This window comes from Flavobacterium sp. (assembly GCF_004211145.1).
Classification (GTDB): domain Bacteria; phylum Bacteroidota; class Bacteroidia; order Flavobacteriales; family Flavobacteriaceae; genus Flavobacterium.
Genome location: NZ_SEBS01000024.1, coordinates 36679 through 57121 on the forward strand (window position 1 = coordinate 36679; position 20443 = coordinate 57121).

The 20443-nt window shown below is 48.5% G+C and carries 13 protein-coding genes; 11 read left to right on the forward strand and 2 right to left on the reverse strand.

Annotation, left to right across the window (positions count from 1 at the left end; genetic code table 11):
* The first annotated feature begins 45 nt into the window (after nucleotides 1-45).
* Entirely contained in the window at nucleotides 46-543 is a 498-nt protein-coding gene (locus EOO50_RS11850) for a hypothetical protein (protein ID WP_290840382.1), read from the forward strand.
* On the opposite strand, the gene EOO50_RS11855 is transcribed toward EOO50_RS11850, so the two are convergent.
* Both EOO50_RS11855 and EOO50_RS11860 read right to left on the reverse strand, forming a co-directional pair.
* On the reverse strand, nucleotides 544-1275 hold the full coding sequence (locus EOO50_RS11855) for a DNA-formamidopyrimidine glycosylase family protein (RefSeq protein WP_290840384.1): 732 nt from the start codon (nucleotides 1273-1275) through the stop codon (nucleotides 544-546). It lies immediately after the preceding gene.
* 177 nt (nucleotides 1276-1452) lie between these two features.
* Nucleotides 1453-2220: an SDR family oxidoreductase gene (locus EOO50_RS11860; protein ID WP_290840385.1), complete on the reverse strand. Its 768-nt coding sequence runs from the start codon at nucleotides 2218-2220 to the stop codon at nucleotides 1453-1455.
* A 457-nt stretch (nucleotides 2221-2677) separates the two neighbouring features.
* Between EOO50_RS11860 and EOO50_RS11865 the strand changes: the two genes are divergently transcribed.
* From EOO50_RS11865 to EOO50_RS11910, 10 genes are all read left to right on the forward strand, one after another.
* Entirely contained in the window at nucleotides 2678-3775 is a 1098-nt protein-coding gene (locus EOO50_RS11865) for a ligase-associated DNA damage response exonuclease (RefSeq protein ID WP_290840387.1), read from the forward strand.
* Between the two features lie 222 nt (nucleotides 3776-3997).
* Complete coding sequence (locus EOO50_RS11870; protein ID WP_290840389.1) at nucleotides 3998-5599, forward strand: ATP-dependent DNA ligase; 1602 nt, start codon at nucleotides 3998-4000, stop codon at nucleotides 5597-5599.
* Nucleotides 5600-5676: 77 nt separating this feature from the next.
* Complete coding sequence (locus EOO50_RS11875; protein WP_290840391.1) at nucleotides 5677-8139, forward strand: ligase-associated DNA damage response DEXH box helicase; 2463 nt, start codon at nucleotides 5677-5679, stop codon at nucleotides 8137-8139.
* Nucleotides 8136-8789: a ligase-associated DNA damage response endonuclease PdeM gene (gene pdeM / locus EOO50_RS11880; RefSeq protein WP_290840393.1), complete on the forward strand. Its 654-nt coding sequence runs from the start codon at nucleotides 8136-8138 to the stop codon at nucleotides 8787-8789. The genes EOO50_RS11875 and pdeM overlap by 4 nt, the downstream gene beginning before the upstream one ends.
* A 485-nt stretch (nucleotides 8790-9274) precedes the next feature.
* A complete protein-coding gene (locus EOO50_RS11885; protein WP_290840395.1) occupies nucleotides 9275-10054 on the forward strand; it encodes a HipA family kinase in 780 nt (259 codons plus the stop codon).
* The gene (locus EOO50_RS11890; protein ID WP_290840397.1) at nucleotides 10035-10415 is read left to right on the forward strand and encodes a DUF3037 domain-containing protein; all 381 of its coding nucleotides are present in this window, start codon (nucleotides 10035-10037) and stop codon (nucleotides 10413-10415) included. Before EOO50_RS11885 ends, EOO50_RS11890 begins: the two co-directional genes overlap by 20 nt.
* Before the next feature lie 71 nt (nucleotides 10416-10486).
* On the forward strand, nucleotides 10487-11953 hold the full coding sequence (locus EOO50_RS11895) for a PAS domain S-box protein (RefSeq protein ID WP_290840399.1): 1467 nt from the start codon (nucleotides 10487-10489) through the stop codon (nucleotides 11951-11953).
* A 46-nt stretch (nucleotides 11954-11999) separates the two neighbouring features.
* Nucleotides 12000-12359 (forward strand): response regulator, encoded by a 360-nt coding sequence (locus tag EOO50_RS11900; protein ID WP_290840401.1) that lies wholly within the window; start codon nucleotides 12000-12002, stop codon nucleotides 12357-12359.
* Between the two features lie 551 nt (nucleotides 12360-12910).
* The gene (locus EOO50_RS11905) at nucleotides 12911-18025 is read left to right on the forward strand and encodes a translocation/assembly module TamB domain-containing protein (protein WP_290840403.1); all 5115 of its coding nucleotides are present in this window, start codon (nucleotides 12911-12913) and stop codon (nucleotides 18023-18025) included.
* Between the two features lie 70 nt (nucleotides 18026-18095).
* Nucleotides 18096-20426, forward strand: coding sequence for a BamA/TamA family outer membrane protein (locus tag EOO50_RS11910; protein ID WP_290840405.1), 2331 nt, complete (start codon nucleotides 18096-18098; stop codon nucleotides 20424-20426).
* Nucleotides 20427-20443 lie beyond the last annotated feature (17 nt).

A 20443-nucleotide genomic window follows, 5' to 3' on the forward strand; every position in this document is an offset into this window, starting at 1 on the left:
AGCGGCGTCAGAATAAATTTTTTGTAACTTTAAAAAAAAGTCGATATGAAAATCTTTACTTTTATTTTTGCGGTATGCGTCGCGCAAATGAGTTTCGGACAGGATAAAACATCAGATTTTAAGCCGGAAACGCCGATCGGAAATTCAGCTACGACGTCGCTTACATCGCCTGAGAAAACGACATTCGGCACGAAAGCGATTTCCATCCTTGAAAAGAAAAATCGATTTGACTTCAGCGACTTCGAGCAACCCGACTTTCAACCGAACATCGAATGGTTAAAAAAATCGACGCTGTATTTCATCGACAACGCATACGGCGGATACTCGAGTTACGTGATCCACGACAACTGGATGACGCTGGGGAAACATTACAACAGTTATTTCGAAATCGCCCCGAATTGCTTTAACGCATACCAAAAGCAGCAACCCGCAAATGCCGGGAATGTCGCCTCGCTGCTTGCGTACGGATTGTTACGCGACGTTTTCGACATCCCGTCGAGTTACAAGATCGGGAAACGCACATCGTTTGTCCTGTTCGAGTAATCACGCATACAATTTCTGGCAGTTCGTACAAAAGAAACTACGGCGTTTTTTCTTTCCCGTTTCCTTTTTATGCATCGGCAAATCGCAGCGCCCGCATTTCTTTTTCGTGTAGGCTTCCCAATGTTTCTTGAGTTCGTCGGCTTTCTTCCATTTGAGGAATTCGAACGCGTAATGTCGGACTTCGTGAAGGATGTTCTTCATTTTCGCGGCGGGGATTTTAGACGTTTTCGATTCGGGATGAACTCTTGCGCGGTATAGCACTTCGGTCTTGATGATGTTTCCCGAACCCGAGAAAATATCCTGCTCGAGCAACGCGTCGCAAATCATTTCGTCGGGAATTTCGTTTAGTCGCCGCTTGGCTTTTCGTGCGTCCCATTTATCGCCCATGATGTCGGCCGCAAAATCATAATCATCCTCGACCTTGCCTTCGACCAGTTTTATGTTCGACGCGTAGAAGTTGAGTACGCCGTTCTTAAAAGTCAGTCCGAGCCTGATTTTTGCCTTTCGATCTTCATCGACCGAATACGACCCGAACATCAGAAAATGAACGCGCACGTAAAAACCATCAAACGAAATCAGGAAATGCTTTCCCCAGGTTCGCAGCGATTTCACCTTCTTGTGCAACAACCTTTCGAGATCGATAGTCGTATTTCCGGCGACTGCCGTGACGACCTTTCCTTCGAATTGGGTGGTTTGTTCTTTTAGGATGACGAGTGTTGGACCTTCGGGCATTTTTTTTAATTGATAATGAATAATTGATAATGGATAATTGACAATGGACAATGGATAATTATTCGGTGTGATTTGAAAATCAAAAACTTATTTCAGTCTTACGTGTCCAAATACGTTTTTTCATCGCAAGCGACTCATCCAATTGTCAATTGTAAATTATCCATTGTCAATTGTAAATTACGCGCCTTGCCCCTGATTTATCATCAAACCGCCATCCATAAAATACGTGCTTCCCGTAACATAATTCCCGTCGTCGGACGCGAGGAAAACGGCGAGCTTCGCGATTTCCTCAGGCTGGCCGGGACGAAGCAATGGAATATGCGCCGACTTTTCGTCACGGACGGATTTGTTGTCGAGTGCTTCTTGGTTCATTGGCGTCAGAATCATTCCGGGACCGATGTTGTTCACCGTGATCCCAAGCGGCGCCATTTCAAGCGCGAGCGAACGCATGAACATCCGGACGGCGCCTTTCGAAGCGTTGTAATCGGTATTCCCGGCGGTCGCGATATTTTCGTGAACCGACGAGATGTTGATGATCTTCGAACCCTTGCGTGCTTTTTTGGCGAACCATCGGCTCGAGAAAAACACGCTGTACAGATTTGTTTTGATTACGGTATCGAACTGTTCGATTTCCATTTTGGCGAGCGGAATGTTTGAACCATTGAGCGCTGCGTTGTTTACCAATATGTCGATTCCTCCGAATTCCGCTTCGGCTTTGTCGAGCGAATCTTCGACCTGCTTTTCCTTGGAAACATTCAATTTGATGAGCAACGCTTTTTGTCCGAGTTTTTCAATGACCGACGCGGTTTCCTTCGCTCCTTCCCTATCCGAATGGTAACATACCGCGACGTGCGCGCCTTCACGGGCAAACGCGATCGCAATCGCCTGTCCGATACCCGAATCGGCTCCCGTAATAAATGCGGTTCTATCCTTTAGTTTCGCCATCACTCATATCCGCCCAGCGAATCATTATTAATTATTAATTATTAATTGTCAATTATCAATTGTCCAACTGTCAATTTAAAATTACGGATTACAGTTCTCGATGTGACAGACGTTAACAAAAGTTTTAAGCGTGTTCCGACATTATACCGCGTTAGGGATTGCGGCTTTGTTTAAGCTCTTTGGAAAAGCCTCACGAAAACGTGAAGGCGTACAAAAACCTGCAGGCTTTTCCAAAAGCGAGTGCCGCAAGCCCGGCGCCGACTCGATTCCTAAATTAAACCAAAAACGTCCACAGGCGCAACGCCCAAAAAAATATAATAACGATTCAAACCCTGCATCCTGATCCTTGCGCCTGGCACCTACTCAAACAAACGTTAAACTTGCCCAAAACCAAAAAAATCCTCTCGCCGATTTTCCTAACTTTAAGAAAAAACAATTGGCCGCAAAACAAAAACCGTTGCTCTGCTTCAATGACAAAGGCATTTACTGCGAAGCCGCCGACGTCTACCTCGACCCGTGGCGGCCCGTTACGAACGCAATTATCACGCACGGCCATTCCGACCACTCTCGTTGGGGACATAAAAATTATATCACGCATCATTATAATGTGCCGATCATCAGGCATCGGTTGGGCGACATCAACGTGGGCGGCGTGGAATGGGGCGAGGAATTTTTCGTGAACAACGTGAAGTTTTCGTTGCATCCTGCCGGGCATATCGTCGGAAGTTCGCAGGTCCGAGTCGAGCACAAAGGCGAAGTCTGGGTGTTTACGGGCGATTACAAAACCCAGGACGACGGGATTTCGACGCCTTACGAAGTCGTGAAATGCAACACGTTCATCACCGAATGTACGTTCGGTTTGCCGGCGTTTAACTGGCTGCCGCAACAGGAAGTTTTTGACGACATGAACGCGTGGTGGTCTGAAAATCAGGCCGAGAAAAAGACCTCGATCATTTTTGGCTACACGCTTGGAAAGGCGCAAAATATCATCAAGCACCTCGACCCTTCGATCGGGAAAATTTACACGCACGGTGCGGTCGAAAACATGACGGCCGTCGTGCGCAACATAGTCGACTTGCCACCAACGGAGCTCATCACGCGCGACACCAAAAAAGAAGACCTGCTCGGCAATATCGTCGTCGCACCGCCAAGCGCCCACGGTTCGATCTGGCTGCGCAAAATGTCGCCATTCGTAACCGCGACGGCTTCAGGCTGGATGGCGTTCCGGGGCGCGAGGGCGAGACGTGCGATCGACAAGGGTTTCGTGCTCAGCGATCATTGCGATTGGTACGGATTGTTGGACTCGATAAAAGCAACCGGTTGCGAAAAAGTGATTTCGACACATGGTTACTCCGACATTTTCTCGCGTTACCTGCGCGAAGAATTGGGCTACGACGCCCGAACCGCGAAAACGCAATACGAAGGCGAATCGGCTGAGATGGGAACAAGCCACGAAAATGATGAATCGGCTGAAAAGGAACTTGAAAACGCGACTGAGATTGTTGTTGATGAAAATGTGAAATTGGAAAAAAGTATACGGACGCTTTTGAAGTAATAATGAAGAATTAATAATTAATAATGAATAATGAATAATGCTTGTAGTCCTGATGAAGATAATTATAAGGAATGCGCGCGTCCTGATCAAAGTCAAAACGTATAATTATGATGCACCCGGTTCCAATTTGTATGACTTCATGGCGATTTGCTGTTTTGAAAGCTAAAGCGCGAACTATTCCGATTCGATCAATTATTAATCATTAATTGTTCATCATTAATTATGAAGAACTTCGCCAACCTCATAAAAGCCCTCGACTCCTCAAACAAAACGTCAGTCAAGGTCGACGCGCTTACCACGTACTTTAAAAATGCATCCGATGAAGACCGTGTCTGGACGATCGCGATCTTGTCGCACCGACGTCCGCCGCGTCCCGTAAACACGACGTTGTTGCGATTGTGGGCGAACGAATTGGCGAATATCCCGATGTGGCTTTTCGAGGAAAGTTATCACATAGTAGGCGATCTGGCCGAAACCATCGCACTCGTCATTCCCGTCACGCTCGAACATTCGGACAAATCATTGACCGAATACATGCAGGAAATGATCGCTTTAAAGAAAAAATCCGACGAGGAAAAACGCGAATATCTCCACGAAAACTGGCTCGCATTGAATTATTACGAGCGACTGGTTTTCACGAAATTGATCACGGGAAGTTTCCGAATCGGAGTCAGCCAAAAATTGATGACGCGCGCGCTTTCGAAAGCCGTCGATGTGGATGAGGATTTGATCGCGCACAAATTGATGGGCAACTGGGACCCTGACAGGGTATCGTTTAACGAACTGATAATCAAAGAGAAAAGCTCCGATTACTTATCGAAGCCGTACCCGTTCTATTTGGCGTATGCGATCGAAGGCGACGTCGCGAATCTGGGCGACGCGAAAGATTGGAGCATCGAACACAAATGGGACGGCATCCGTTCGCAAACGATTATCCGCGAAGGCGAAATCTACATCTGGAGCCGCGGTGAGGAACTGGTCACCGACAAATATCCCGAACTTCACGCGTTCGTGGGCGTCATTCCCGACGGAAGCGTGATCGACGGGGAAATTTTACCATTTCCGAATGGCGAAATCGGAACGTTCAATGATTTGCAGACGCGCATCGGGCGCAAAACCGTCTCGGCGGCCGTGCTTAAAAACTCGCCCGTGATCATCAAAGCCTACGATTTATTGGAATGGAAAGGCGAAGATATCCGACCGAAACCGTACGAAGAACGTCGGAAATTATTGGAAACGATGTTTCATCAAATCGCGCCGAATACGATCCCGTTGCATTTGTCCGAACGCATTTGCCTGAACAATTGGGACGACGTCACGGCTGAACGCATGCGATCGCGCGACCTCAAATCCGAAGGTTTGATGATCAAGAAAAGCGATTCGCCTTACCAGGTCGGACGCAAAAAAGGCGATTGGTGGAAATGGAAGATCGAGCCGTTGGCGATCGATGCCGTGCTCACATACGCGATGCGCGGTTCGGGACGCCGCTCGAATTTGTTCACCGATTACACGTTCGCGCTGTGGCAGGACAACGAAGCTGGCGAAAAAGAACTCGTCACATTCGCGAAAGCGTATTCGGGTTTGACCGACGCCGAATTCCGACAGGTCGACAATTGGATACAACGCCATACGATCGAACGTTTCGGGCCGGTCCGAAGCGTAACGCCCGAGCTCGTTTTCGAAATCGGATTTGAAGGTATCGCGTTATCGAAACGACATAAAAGCGGCGTGGCGACGAGGTTTCCGCGGATTTTGCGATGGCGGCATGATAAGAAGATTGATGAGGCGAATTCGATTGAGGATTTGAAAAGTTTGATATGTTAATTTGTTTAGAGTTTAGGGTTTAGCGTTAGATCGCGGTAACCTTAAACCCTAAACCCTAAACGGCCGCAGGCCAACACATGAACAGAAACGATCTCTTCAACATAGCGCAAAACTGGTTCACAGATCAGAACTGGCAACCATTCCCATTCCAAAAAGACACCTGGACCGCATTCCTGCAAGGCAAACACGGCCTGTTGAACGCGCCCACGGGAAGTGGAAAAACCTATGCGCTCTGGGTTCCCGTGATCTTGGATTATATGAAAAAAAATCCTGATTTGTCAAAACACAAGCCCGGTTTGAAAGCCATTTGGATCACGCCGTTGCGCGCGTTGTCGGTTGAAATAAAGCAAGCCGCCGAAAGACTCGTCGAAGGTTTAGGTGTTCCTTTCGAAGTCGCGATCCGATCGGGCGATACGTCGGCGGCCGAACGCGCCAAACAAGCACGAAAAATGCCCGATTTACTGATCACGACGCCCGAAAGTTTGCAGCTTTTATTGGCATCAAAAGATTATCCGACGACGTTTAAAAACTGTTCCGCGATCATCGTCGACGAATGGCACGAACTGCTCGGCACGAAACGCGGCGTGCAAATGGAACTCGGATTGTCACGGCTAAAAGCGGTCGCTCCGAATCTGCGCATCTGGGGAATTTCGGCCACGATCGGAAACCTCGAACAAGCGCGTCAGGTGTTGCTCGGTCCCGATTCGGAAGCACTTGAAAATTCGGTGTTGATCAAAGCCGTTTTGTACAAAAAAATAAACGTCGTTTCGATCATTCCGACGAAGATGGAAAGTTATCCATGGCGCGGTCATATGGGGTTTCACCTGATCGACGACGTCGCGCGTATCATCAAGGAAAGCCGCACGACTTTGGTTTTCACGAACGTACGATCGGCATGCGAACTTTGGTACCAACGACTACTCGACCGTTATCCCGAATTCGCAGGAGAAATCGCGATGCACCACGGAAGCATCGACCGTGACGTGAGAATTTGGGTCGAGAATGCGATCCGCGACGAACAATTGAAAGCAGTCGTCTGTACGTCGAGTCTCGATTTGGGCGTCGACTTCGCGCCCGTCGAAACCATCATCCAGATCGGCGGACCGAAAGGCGTCGCGCGCTTCATGCAACGTGCCGGACGATCGAATCACCGGCCCGGAAAGGAAAGTTTGATTTACTTCTTGGCGACGCACGCGATCGAACTCGTCGAAGCGTCGGCGTTGAAAAAAGCGGTCGAGAATGGTGTCGTCGAAGATCGTATCCCGTATTTGAACTCGTGGGACGTGCTCGTGCAATATTTGAATACGCTCGCGATTTCGGACGGATTTTTCCCCGACGAGATTTTCGCCGAAGTCAAATCGACGTTCTGCTACCAAGCTATGTCGCGCGAGGATTTTCAATGGATCCTGAATTTCATCGTCCACGGAAGCCAGTCGCTGCAAGCCTACGACGAATATAAAAAAGTAGAAATCCAGGAAAACGGGTTGTACAAAATCACGAAACGCTCGATCGCGACCCAACATCGGATGTCGATCGGAACCATCGTGAGCGACGCCGTCATGCAGGTCAAATTCATGAGCGGCGGTTTCATCGGATCGATCGAAGAATGGTTCATCTCAAAATTAAAACCCGGCGACGTTTTCCAATTCGCGGGCAAACAACTCGAGTTGTATCGCGTCAAAAATATGCAGGTATTGGTTCGGAAAGCGACGCGGAAACCCACGAGATTCGCTTCGTGGATGGGCGGACGTTTGGCGTTGTCGGCACAAATGAGCGAATTGCTGCGTCAGGAATTATATGCCGCGAACCACGAAAAAATGTCGCCAGAACTCAAGGCGATGGCGCCCGTTTTCAAACGCCAAAGACGCGAATCGATCGTGCCCGACGCAAATGAATTTTTGATTGAAACCTTCAAGACGCGCGAAGGTTTCCATGCGATTTTCTACCCGTTTGAGGGCCGTTTCGTGCACGAGGCCATGGCGTCGCTGCTCGCCTACCGCATCAGTCTGCTCGAGCCGATCACTTTTTCATTGGCGTACAACGATTACGGTTTCGAGTTGTTGAGCGACAAGGAAATCGACATGCAATCGGTGATCGACAACAACCTTTTCACACCCGAATACCTGCACCAGGATTTGCAGACGAGTTTGAATTCGACCGAAATGGCGAGACGTAAATTCCGCGACATCGCCGTGATCGCAGGAATGGTTTTCACAGGTTATCCGGGCAAGATCGTCAAGGCCAAACACTTGCAAAGTTCCACGCAACTTTTGTTCGAAGTATTTCGCGATTACGAACCCGATAACTTACTTTTGCAGCAAGCATATCGCGAAACGTTCGAGCACCAACTCGAGGAAGGCCGATTGATACAGGCGATGGAACGCATAAACGCACAGGAAATCGTATGGAAAATCTGCGAAAAACCAACGCCGTTCAGCTTTCCGATCATCACCGACCGACTGCGCGAAAAACTCTCGAGCGAGACGCTGGCCGACCGCATCGCGAAAATGACGGCCTCTTACATGAAAGGGATAGAATGACTTTAGAGATTAAGATTCACGACAATACGTTTGTTTTGCATTGTTCGGGCGCGGTTTTTTGGAAGGACCGAAGTATGCTGTTGATTTCAGACGTGCATTTGGGTAAGATTTCCCACTTCCGAAGACATGGCATCGCGCTTCCCAAACAAGCCTTTTCAGGTAATTTTGACCGATTGACGAAAATCGCCGACTTTTTCAACGCCCAAGTCATCTGCTTTCTGGGCGATCTTTTCCACAGCAAGATCAACAAGGAATGGGATATTTTCGCCGATTGGATCAACGCGCGAAGTGAGAAATTCGTACTCGTTATCGGAAACCATGACATTTTGAAACCTGAGAAATACGAATCGGTCGGCATGGCGATCGCCTCGGAACTCAAAGTCGCGGAATTTTTGTTCACGCACGAACCTGAAGAACGCGACGGTTACTTTACGTTTTGCGGACACATTCATCCGGGCGTGCATTTGAGAGGAAAAGGAAGGCAGTCGATGGATTTGCCTTGTTTTTTTCGGACGAAGAACCAGATGATTTTGCCGGCTTTCGGGGAATTTACGGGGAAGTATATTTTGGAACCGAGTGAGGATGATTTGATTTATGTGATTGCGGATAATCAGGTGATGCGGGTTAATTTAAGGGCACGGAAAATTTGATTGTTTTTTGCCACGAAAATGTAAAGGCACGAAGGTTAAAAGCTTTTACTTTGATTTATGCGATTGCGATGATCAGGTTATGCGGACTAATTAGGGCACGGAAATTTGATTGTTTTTGGCCACAAAGGCACGAAGACACGAAGGTTAAATGTTTTTACTTTGATTTACGTGATTGCGATGATCAGGTTATGCGGACTGAGCACGGAAAATTTGATTGTTTTGGGCCACGAAGGCACGAAGACACGAAGGTTAAAAGCTTTTACTTTGATTTATGTGATTGCGATGATCAGGTTGTGCGGACTAATTAGGGCACGGAAAATTTGATTGTTTTGGGCCATAAAGGCACGAAGACACGAAGGTTAAAAGCTTTTACCTGATTTACGGCTTGCAATACTATCGGATTTCTTTCTTCGTGTCTTCGAGCCTTCGTGGCAAAAGAAAAAATAAAATAAACTAACTTCGTGTCTTCACTGCAACTAAAAAAAATGCAACTACGAACCATAAACGTCACACGCTACATTCTCCCACTACGCGAAGGCGGCTCCTTGCCAGCGCTGGCCGAAGGAAACGACGACTTTAAATACGTCCTCAAATTCCGAGGCGCCGGACACGGTGTGAAAGCCCTGATCGCCGAACTCATCGGTGGCGAAGTCGCGCGCGCACTCAATTTACGAACACCCGAACTCGTATTCGCGAACCTCGACGAAGCGTTCGGACAAAGCGAAGCCGATGAGGAAATCCAGGATTTGCTGAAATTCTCACAAGGATTGAACTTGGCGATGCATTACCTCTCGGGCGCGATCACGTTCGATCCCGTCGTGACCGAAGTCGATGCGAAATTATCCTCCCAAATCGTCTGGCTCGACGCATTTCTGACCAACGTCGACCGCACGTTCCGAAACACGAACATGTTGATCTGGCACAAAGAATTGTGGTTAATCGATCACGGCGCGTCCTTGTATTTCCATCACGCGTTCACCGATCCGATCGGGCATGCTAAAGTGGCATTCGCGATGATAAAAGATCACGTCCTGATAAAAAACGCGTCGGAACTCGAAACCGTGGACGCCGAATTCAAAGCGATTTTGACCGACGAACTGCTATCTGAAATTGTCGGTTTGATTCCCGACGATTGGTTGCATTGGGAAGAATCGGAACTCAAACCGAATGAAATCCGCGCGATCTACCTCGAATTTTTAAAAGTCCGACGCGACAATTCCTCCATTTTCATCAAACAGGCCAACGATGCAAGAGCAGCTTTATGAATTTGCGGTGATCCGCGTCGTGCCCAAAATCGAACGCGAGGAATTCCTGAACGCGGGCGTAATCTTATTCTGCAAACGACACAAATTCCTCAAGGCGATCTGTGCGCTCGACGAATCGAAATTGCGCGCATTCTGCAACGAAACCGATTCGGAACAAGTCATGGCGAATTTGAAATCGCTTGAAAAGATAGCTGTGGGCGCGAGAGATTCGGGACCGATCGGACAAATGGAAACCGCCGAACGTTTCCGCTGGCTCACGGCAATCCGAAGTACTGTAATCCAAACGTCGCGTCCGCATCCGGGCTTTACGTCAGACCCTCAACTGACGCTTCAACGCCTGTTGTCGGAACTGGTTTTATAACTTTTCTTTAAGAAAAACGACTTTTGTAAAAAGTTATATTTGTTTAAAACCCCGTTTCACTCAATAAACGAATGACCAAGATCGATCGCTCCGAAAGGAAAGATATAGACGACCATTTCAGGATGATTGCCGACACGGCGCCCGTGTTGATATGGATGTCGAATGCCCGGAAACAATGCGAGTTCGTCAACAAAGGCTGGCTCGATTTTACGGGCGAGACGCTCGAGAAAATACTGGGCGACGGCTGGATCCATTGCATTCACCCCGACGATGTCGCTCGCGTAGCGGCAAACTACGATGCGAATTTTGAGAAGCAGATTGGTTTCGAACAGGAAATGCGATTGAAGCGTCACGATGGCGAATACCGCTGGATGCTCGACAAAGGCGTATCGCGTTTTGATACCGATGGAACTTTCATCGGCTACATCGGCAGCGTGACCGACATCCACGACACCAAACTTTTGAACGACATCTTAGAAGAAAAAGTCCACGCGAGAACGTCTGAAATCCTTCGTCAGGCGCAGGAATTAAAGGACAATAGGGATTTTTCGGATACGGTTTTCAACGCCTCGGTCGACGTCATGCTCGTGTACGGAAAAGACTTGGAATTCCTGGCCGTGAATGATGCGGCCAAACGCATGTACGGTTTGAAGGACGAAGTTATCGGCAGGAAATTGACCGACGTTTATCCACAATCAAAAGGAACTTCAGGTTACGAAGATCTATTGCGCGCCTTGAAGGGCGAAACGATCCATAATCCGGTCTATAAATCGGTGATCAAAAACATTTACTACGAGGATTTCATGATTCCGCTAAAGAAGGACGACGAAATCTACGCCGTGCTCGTGATCGCTCGCGACATTACCGAACGCATCAATTCGGAACTCGAGCTCAAGCAGCTCAACGACAGGCTCGTTTCCCAAAACCACGAATTGCAGTCGACGAACGAGGATTTGGAATCCTTCAATTATATCGCATCCCACGATCTGCAGGAACCGTTGCGCAAGGTCAACATGTTCGCGGGACGGATTTTGGATGTCGACGGATCGAAACTTTCGGCCCAATCGTCGGAGTATTTCGAACGCATGACGTCGGCCATCAACCGCATGCAGAAACTTATCCAATCATTGCTCGAGTATTCAAGTACGAATGCCGAAAATGTCAAATTCGTCAAAACGAACCTCAATAAAATCATCAAGGAAGTCAAGACGAGTCTTGAAGAAGTGATTTCGGGCAAAAATGCGACCGTATTTTCAGATGAATTGCCGTCGATTTCAGTTATTCCGATACAATTCCAGCAATTGCTGCACAACTTGATTTCGAATGCGCTCAAATACAGCAAACCCGATAGAGCGCCGATCGTAAAAATAAGTGCCGAAATCGTAGCGGTTGAGGAACGGGCGAACAAGGAATTCTGGAAAATTTCAGTTTCCGACAACGGAATCGGCTTCGATCCCGTTTACAAGCAAAAGATATTCGAACTTTTCCAGCGCTTGCACGGAAAGCAGGAATACGAGGGAACCGGCATTGGACGATGACCAGGATGACAGAAGCATTTTCAATGACGCGCTAAGCGAACTTAAGATGGAAACCAGCCTTACGATGCTCGAAGACGGGCGCGATTTGGTAGGTTATCTCGAAGATCCAAAAAACAAACGCCCTGATATTCTTTTCCTGGATTTGAATATGCCGTACAAATCGGGCGTGGAATGTTTGAAGGAAATCCGGGCGATTCAAAAGTTCAAGGATTTGTCGGTGGCGATCTACTCGACTTCGAATTCTGAAAAGGATATGGAAGACACGTTCATCAATGGCGCGAACATTTATATTCGCAAACCGAACGATTTCACGCAACTCAAGAAAGTGTTGACGGAAGTGCTCAGCATCAACTGGCAGTTCCATACCTCGGCGCTGAACAAAGAGACGTTCCTGCTTAATATCTAGTAAGATTTAAAATATTTTCGGCCGCGAATTCGCGAATGTGACTGCATTTGTGAATTCGCGGCTAACTATTTTATATTCGTGGCACATTTTTGCTACGGATACACGGATTTTCAGGGATTACATTTGAAATACCTGAATCGATAATCATAGGAACCTATTTCTATTCACAATGCTTTCGCCGCAGATTCGCGAATTTCAAACCGCATTCGTGAATTCGTGGCTCACGTATTGATGATTTCAAAACAATCCGTGAAAATCCGTGTATCCGTGGCGAAAAATGGCAATGCGCATACAAATCCGGTGTTAGCGCGGATCCAAATTTCAATACTTTCAAATCGGACAAATCCGTATAAGTCCGCATATCCAAAGCAAAATCCATGTAAATATCCGCAGCAAAGTTTCAAATGGTAATTATACAAAATCTGCGATACACTCTATAATTCGCAAAACGTCAAAAAATTCCACTTTTGTAAGCAAATTCATTTTAAAATTTTCTAATCTCCGATTGGAAAACCACGCGGTTGGCTTACCTTTAAAAAAAGCAGCGGGAGTTGAACAAATATGTACGCAAAAGCCTCAAAATATCAGCCTGGACGGTGGGAATCGTCATCGGGCTTTTTTTGCTTATCGTACTTTTAATCCAGGTTCCGGCGGTTCAGAACTACATAAAAGACAAAGCGGTAACGTATCTCGAAGGTAAGATCAAAACACCTGTCCGAATCGATCGCATCGAAATCGGACTGCCCAAAAAAGTCATCGTCGAAGGCGTTTTCCTGCGCGACCAGAAAGGCGACACGTTGATTTTGGCCGAAAAAATCGCTGTCGACATCGACCTGTTCAAACTCATGAGCAACACGGTCGAGATCAACTCCATCGACCTCAAAGGAATCAACGCGAACGTCACGCGCAGCCGCGATTCCATTTTCAATTTCGATTATATCTTGAAAGCGTTCGATTCGGGCGAACCCAAGGATCCGAATGCCAAACCGATGAAATTCTCGATCAAAAAAGTAAACCTCGACCGCATAAAAGTCAGGTTCGACGACGCGATCACCAAAAACGATTTGACCGTCGCACTCCATCATTTCGATACCAAAATCAAGAAATTCGACCTCGACAAATCCGATTTCGACGTGCCCAAAATCACGATGGACGGCTTGAAACTGAGCTTGAAACAGGGCGAACTCATTCGCGAGATCGGGCAAAATACGGCTGAAGTCGCCGATTCCCTGGCTAAAAATCCATCGTTCAAAATCAAGCTCGGCGAAATAGATTTCAAACGCATCTCGATCGGTTACGACAACGCCGGAACGCGCTTAAACTCAGGTTTATCGCTGGACAAATTGCGAATGAAGTTTGACAAGACCGACATCCAGAAGCAGACGCTCGCGATCAGCGCAATGGAAATGAAAGGTTTGAAAGGCGGTTTTACGATAGGCAAAATCAAGCAAGTCAAGATGAATCGCGAGATACAACTCGAATCGAAAGCCGCGAACACAGGCTGGAACGTAAAACTCGACCAGGCCGATATATCGGATGTGAACTTCAGGTTCGACGATGAAAATTCGGCTCCCGTCGCGAAAGGCATCGACTACAAACACCTCGAACTTTCAAAATTCAAACTCAAGGCGACACAACTGAGCTATACGACGAGCGTGATTTCAGGAAACGTGCGCGAATTCGCTATGCGCGACAAAAGCGGCGTCGAGATCGAGGAATTACGCACGGATTTCTTCTACGGCCAGACACGCGCGCACTTGAAAAACCTGTATCTCAAAACGCCTAATACTTTGGTGCGCGATCACGTCGTCGTAACGTATCCGTCGCTTGAATCGATCAAGGAAAATCCGGGCGAACTCGGCGTGAACGCGTCTTTCGACGACAGTCATTTGGCATTCTCAGATATTTTGCAATTCGTTCCGACGCTCGCTGACACGAATCCGTTCAAGGATAATCCCAACGCGATCGTGTTCCTCAACGGGTCGGTAAGCGGCAAATTGCGCGACCTTACGATCCCGAACATCGAGATCAGCGGCATCGGGAATACGCGTTTGGCGGCGAGCGGTCGCATCATCGGTCTGCCCGACGCGAAGAATGCATACTTCGACCTGAACATCCGCGAAGTCAACACGACCGCGAAAGACATAAACGGTTTCGTGCCGCCGGGAACGATTCCGAACAATATCCAATTACCCACAAACATTTTACTGTCGGGAACATTTAAGGGAAAAGCGAACAATCTGAATGCAAATTTGAACCTCAAAAGCAGTTTCGGCAATGCCAAAGTCAAAGCCACGTTTGACGCGCGAACCAAAAACCGGGAGAAATACAACGCCGACGTCGCGCTCGACAACTTCGATCTGGGCAAATTGCTGAAGAACGATTCCATCGGCAAGATCAGTTTGAAAACCAAAGTGATCGGAACAGGACTCGATCCGAAAACCGCCACCGCCAAACTCGACGGAAGATTGATCAAGGCCGATTTCAACGGTTACACGTACAAAAACCTCGATTTGAAAGGCGATATCAAAAATGGGAAATTCAACGCGACGGCCTCGATGGACGATCCGAATTTGACGTTCGACATGGTTTCAAGCGGGAATTTCCGCGACAAATATCCGGCCGTGAAACTCGACCTGAACATCGACATGGCCGACCTCGACAAACTCAATCTGCACGCGGGCCCGATGAAGCTCAAAGGAAAAGTCGTCGCCGACATGGATTCGACAAATCCCGACATGTTGAACGGAACCGTAAACGCCTACCATTTCGTGATCGCGAACGAGAAGGAACAATTCCAACTCGATTCACTCACGGCGACCGCAGTCTCAACCGCCGATTCGACCAAACTCGCACTCAAATCGCAATTCCTGCGCGCCGAGATGAACGGGAAATACAAACTCACCAAAGTCGGGACGGCGCTGTCGAACACCATCGCCAAATATTATTCGACCAAGCCAAAATCCGAAGCGCGCAAGGAAGACGTCGGCAATCAGGAATTCGAATTCTCGGCCGATGTGAACAACGATCCCGTCTTGCTCAAACTCGTTCCCGAACTCACGCGCCTCGAACCGATCCATATCGAAGGCGGCTACAAATCGTCGATCGACAGTCTGGCGGTAAAAGGAACGATCCCGCGTTTGGTGTACGCCGACAACACGATTTCGGGCGGCGTGATCGATATCCATACCGAACAGGATTCGCTCGTCTACAACATCAACATCGACCAGATCGAGAACAAGCAGTTCCAGCTGCCCGACACGAACCTGAACGGAACCGTGAAAGACAATGTCGTGACCTACACGTTGCGAGTGCGCGATTTGTCGGGGAAAGAACATTATCGGATCGCAGGCGACATGAAGGCCATCGAACAGATCACCCAGATCCATTTGAATCCCGACGGGCTCGTGCTCAACTACGACCCGTGGACGATCGCGACCGACAATAAGATTTCACTTGGAAGCGGCGGCGTGAATGCACAGGATTTCGAGATGACGAATGAAGGCAGCAGCATCAAGCTCCAATCGCAATCCACAGCAATGGACGCGCCACTCGAAGCGACGTTCACTGACTTTAAGCTCGAGACGATTACCGAAATCATCGCCAAGGACAGCAAGGAAGGTTTGTCAATAGGCGGAAGCCTGAACGGAAACGTATTGCTCAAAAACCTTGCGACGAATCCGGTTTTCACATCCGACCTGACGATCGAGCAACTCACGGTGAGCAAGGACACGGTCGGGAACGTGAACATCAAGGTCGACAATATCGTTGCCAATACGTATCGCGCCGACGTGGTGATTTCAGGCAACGACAACCAGGTAAATCTCAACGGAAACTACCGCGCCGACACCAAGACTTTTGACCTTGATCTCGACATGCAGCGTTTGCAGATGATGAGCGTTCAGGCGTTCAGTATGGGCCAATTGTCAAAAAGCAGCGGCTTCCTCTCGGGCAAACTCAAGGTCACGGGAACGGCCGACAATCCGAACATCGACGGAGACATCGCGTTCAACGATTCGAAATTCACGATCACGCAACTCAATTCGGAATTGCGCGTTTCAGACGAACGAATCACGTTCAACAACGAAGGAATCAACTTCGATAAGTTCGAATTCGTGGATTCCGACAACAATAAACTAAGCCTCGACGGACGCGTGCTCACTCAGAATTACCGCGACTTCGGGTTCGACTTGAAAATCCGCGCCGACAATTTCAAGGCCGTGAATTCGACCGAAAAAGACAGCGACCTGTTCTACGGGAAACTGTTTATCGACACGAATCTGAATGTCGCCGGAGATTTGAACAAACCTGTCGTGACGGGCTCGCTCAAGGTGAACAAAGACACGAAATTCACCGTCGTGTTGCCGCAACAGGATCCGGGAATCGCCGACCGCGAAGGAATCGTTGAATTCATCGACGTCGACAATCCCGAACTCACTGAAAAATTGATGACTGAAAAGGATTCGCTGAGCACGTCGAAGTTCAAGGGAATGGACATCGACGTAAACATCGAGATCAATAAAGAAGCGACGCTTTCACTCGTAATCGACAAAGGAAACGGCGATTATCTGGAACTCAAGGGCGAGGCGCGGCTCAACGGCGGCATCGATCCATCGGGAAAAACGAGTCTGACGGGACGTTACGAACTCAAGGAAGGTTTCTACCAAATGTCGTTCAACTTGATCAAACGCAAGTTCGAGATCGCCGACGGCAGTTACATTTTATGGACGGGCGAACCGACGTCGGCCAACATCAACATTACGGCCGTTTATACCGCGAACACCGCGCCTATCGATTTGATCGGGAACCAATTAACGGGAACCGATTCTGAAAAGAACATCTACAAACAACGGCTTCCGTTCCAGGCGCAACTCAAGATGCAGGGCGAATTGTTGAAACCCGAAATCACGTTTGACATTGTCTTGCCCGACAAGAACTACGGCGTTTCAAGCGATGTCGTCGATGCATCGAGGACCAAACTCGAAGAATTGAGACGCGATCCCGCCGAATTGAACAAACAGGTTTTCGCGCTTCTTTTGTTGAACCGATTCATAGGCGAAAATCCATTCTCGAGCGAAGCCGGCGGTTTGTCGGGCGAGACGTTCGCACGCCAGTCGGTAAGCAAAATCCTGTCGCAACAACTCAACAACCTCGCGACCGAACTGGTAAAAGGCGTCGAATTCAACTTCGATCTCGAATCGAGCGATGACTACACGACGGGCTCGCGCGAAAACCGCACCGACTTGAATGTCGCGGTTTCGAAACGCTTGCTCAACGACCGACTCAACGTCACGGTCGGCAGCAGCTTCGGGCTCGAAGGTCCGCAGCAGGCGAATGAGGAAACGAACAACATCGCCGGAGATTTGTCGGCCGAATACCAACTCACGCGTGACGGTCGCTATGCCGTGCGCGCCTATCGCAAAAACGAATACCAAATGGCGTTGCAAGGCCAAGTAATCGAAACGGGCGTCGCGTTCATCATCACGATGGATTACAACAAATTCAACGAACTGTTCCATCGCAGCCCCGAGGAAAAGCGAATGATACGCGAAGACCGCAAGCGCAAGAAAGAGAAAAAGGAAGCCGATGCGAAGAAAAAAGCCGAGAACGACGCCAAATTAAAAGAACTTGAACAAACTGAACCGGAAGATGGAAGCCAGGATTAAACATTACTTTTATCTTTTTTGCAGCAGATTCGCGGATTTTGCTAAGCATTTTTCCACGCAACAATCCGTATTGAAATCTGCGGATCCGCGACTAAAAAAAATTCTCGGCCTACTAATTTGCGCGCTGATCGCAGCCTGCAGCAACACGCGTTTCCTTCCCGAAGGCGAACTTCTGTACACGGGAACCGAAGTCACCGTCAAAGATTCGGTCATGAAGAAAAAAGACCGCAAAGCACTCGAAAAAGAATTAAAAGGATTGGTGCGCCCGATTCCGAACAAATCCATTCTGGGTCTGCGTCCGAAATTATACATCTACAACATCGCGGGCGAACCCAAGAAAGAAAAGGGTTTCCGACACTGGTTGCGCAACAAAGTCGGTGAAGCGCCCGTGCTTTTCAGCAAAGTCGATCTCGATTACAACGCCGATATATTGCAGAATTACGCTGAAAACAAAGGTTACTTCAAAACCAAGGTCTCGGCCGATTCCACACGCAGCGGCAAGCGCGCAAAATCAGAATTTACGGTCACGCCGGGCCCGAGATATACCATCAAGAGCGTCACGTTCCCGAAGGACACGCTAGATTCGACTGATCTCGACAGCACGATCGCCAGGACGCAACGGCGCAGCCTGCTGAAGGTCGGGGACGGTTATGACCTTGATATCATCAAGGACGAACGCGAGCGCATCGACAATCGGCTCAAGCAGAAAGGGTATTTCTTTTTCAACGCCGATTATCTGAAAGTGCAGATCGACAGTACGATCGGCGAACACAAGGTCGATTTGTTCGTGAAGGTAAAATCGGACACGCCCGAGGACGCGAAAAAAGTTTACCGAATTAACGACATTTTCATCTATCCGAACTACACGCGCCAACGCGATACGGTCGGCGTGGATTCGACCGACGTCACGTATTACAATGACTTCACGATCATCGATAAGAAAAACTTGTTCAAACCAAGGATTTTCGACCGCACGATGTACTTCAAGAAAGGCGACGTCTACAGCCGCACGAACCATAATTTAACATTGAACCGACTCACGAACCTGGGTGTTTTCAAGTTCGTCAAAAACGATTTTAAAGTGGTCGACGATGAAGAAGGAACCAACCTCGATGCGTTTTATTATTTGACGCCGCTTCCGAAGAAATCGATCCGCGTGGAAGTCGTCGGAAAAACGAATTCGGCGAATTATACGGGAACCGAACTCAACGTGAACTGGAGCAACCGAAACACGTTCAAAGGCGCCGAATTGCTGCAGATTACGGCTTTCGGCGGGCTCGAAGTCCAGGTTTCGGGACAAAACAAAGGCTTCAACGTGTACCGCGTCGGTGGCGAAGCGAATCTGGTCTGGCCGCGTTTCATTTCGCCTTTCAAGTTCGAATCGGCAAGCGGTTTCATGCCGAAGACCAAAGCAACGTTGGGTTACGAGTATCAGATGCGCGAACAATTGTACTCGCTCAACTCGTTCAAGGGTTCGTTCAGTTATTTGTGGAAGGAAAACGTGCGCAAGGAACACGAGTTAAAAGTCACCGAAGTCACGTACGTAAATCCGGGAAACATCACCGATTTGTACCGACAACGCATTCTAGAAGATGAAACCGGAACGCTCGAAAAAGTAATCCAGCAGCAATTGATTTTCGGACCCGTGTATTCATACACATATACGAACACGATGCGCCAGCGACTCAAAAACACGATCTATTTCAAAGGGACTTTGGACGTTGCGGGAACGATCGCCGGATTCGCGACGGGCGCAAATGTCCAAAAAGGCGACACGACGAAGGTTTTTGGCGTGCCGTTCAGCCAGTATGTGAAGATCGAGGCCGAGTTCCGACACTATCACAAGTTTAATCCGAACACACAATTGGCGAGCCGCGTAATCTTCGGGTATGGATATTCGTATGGGAATTCGGGCGAATTGCCGTTCATCAAACAATTTTTCATCGGAGGAACGAATAGTATCCGAGCGTTCAGGGCGCGCTCGATCGGGCCTGGAACATTCTACGAGGACGTACCCGACGACGATTTCCTACCCGATCAATCGGGAGACGTAAAACTCGAAATGAACACTGAAGTCCGACAAAAACTATTTAGTGTCGTGCACGGAGCGGCTTTCATCGACGCCGGAAACATCTGGCTTCGCAACAACGGAACGGCCGAAAATCCAAAACCCGGAGCGAAGTTCACGGGCAAATTCATGAACGAACTCGCCGTGGGAACCGGATTGGGATTGCGTTTCGACCTGTCGTTCCTCGTGCTCAGAACCGACTTGGCGTTTCCGCTTCGCAAACCGTATTTACCTGAAGGCGACCGTTGGGTTCTCGATCAGATCGATTTCGGAAGCGGCGCTTGGAGGAAAGAGAATTTGGTGTTTAATTTGGCGATTGGATATCCGTTTTAGGTTAATTAGTAAATCAG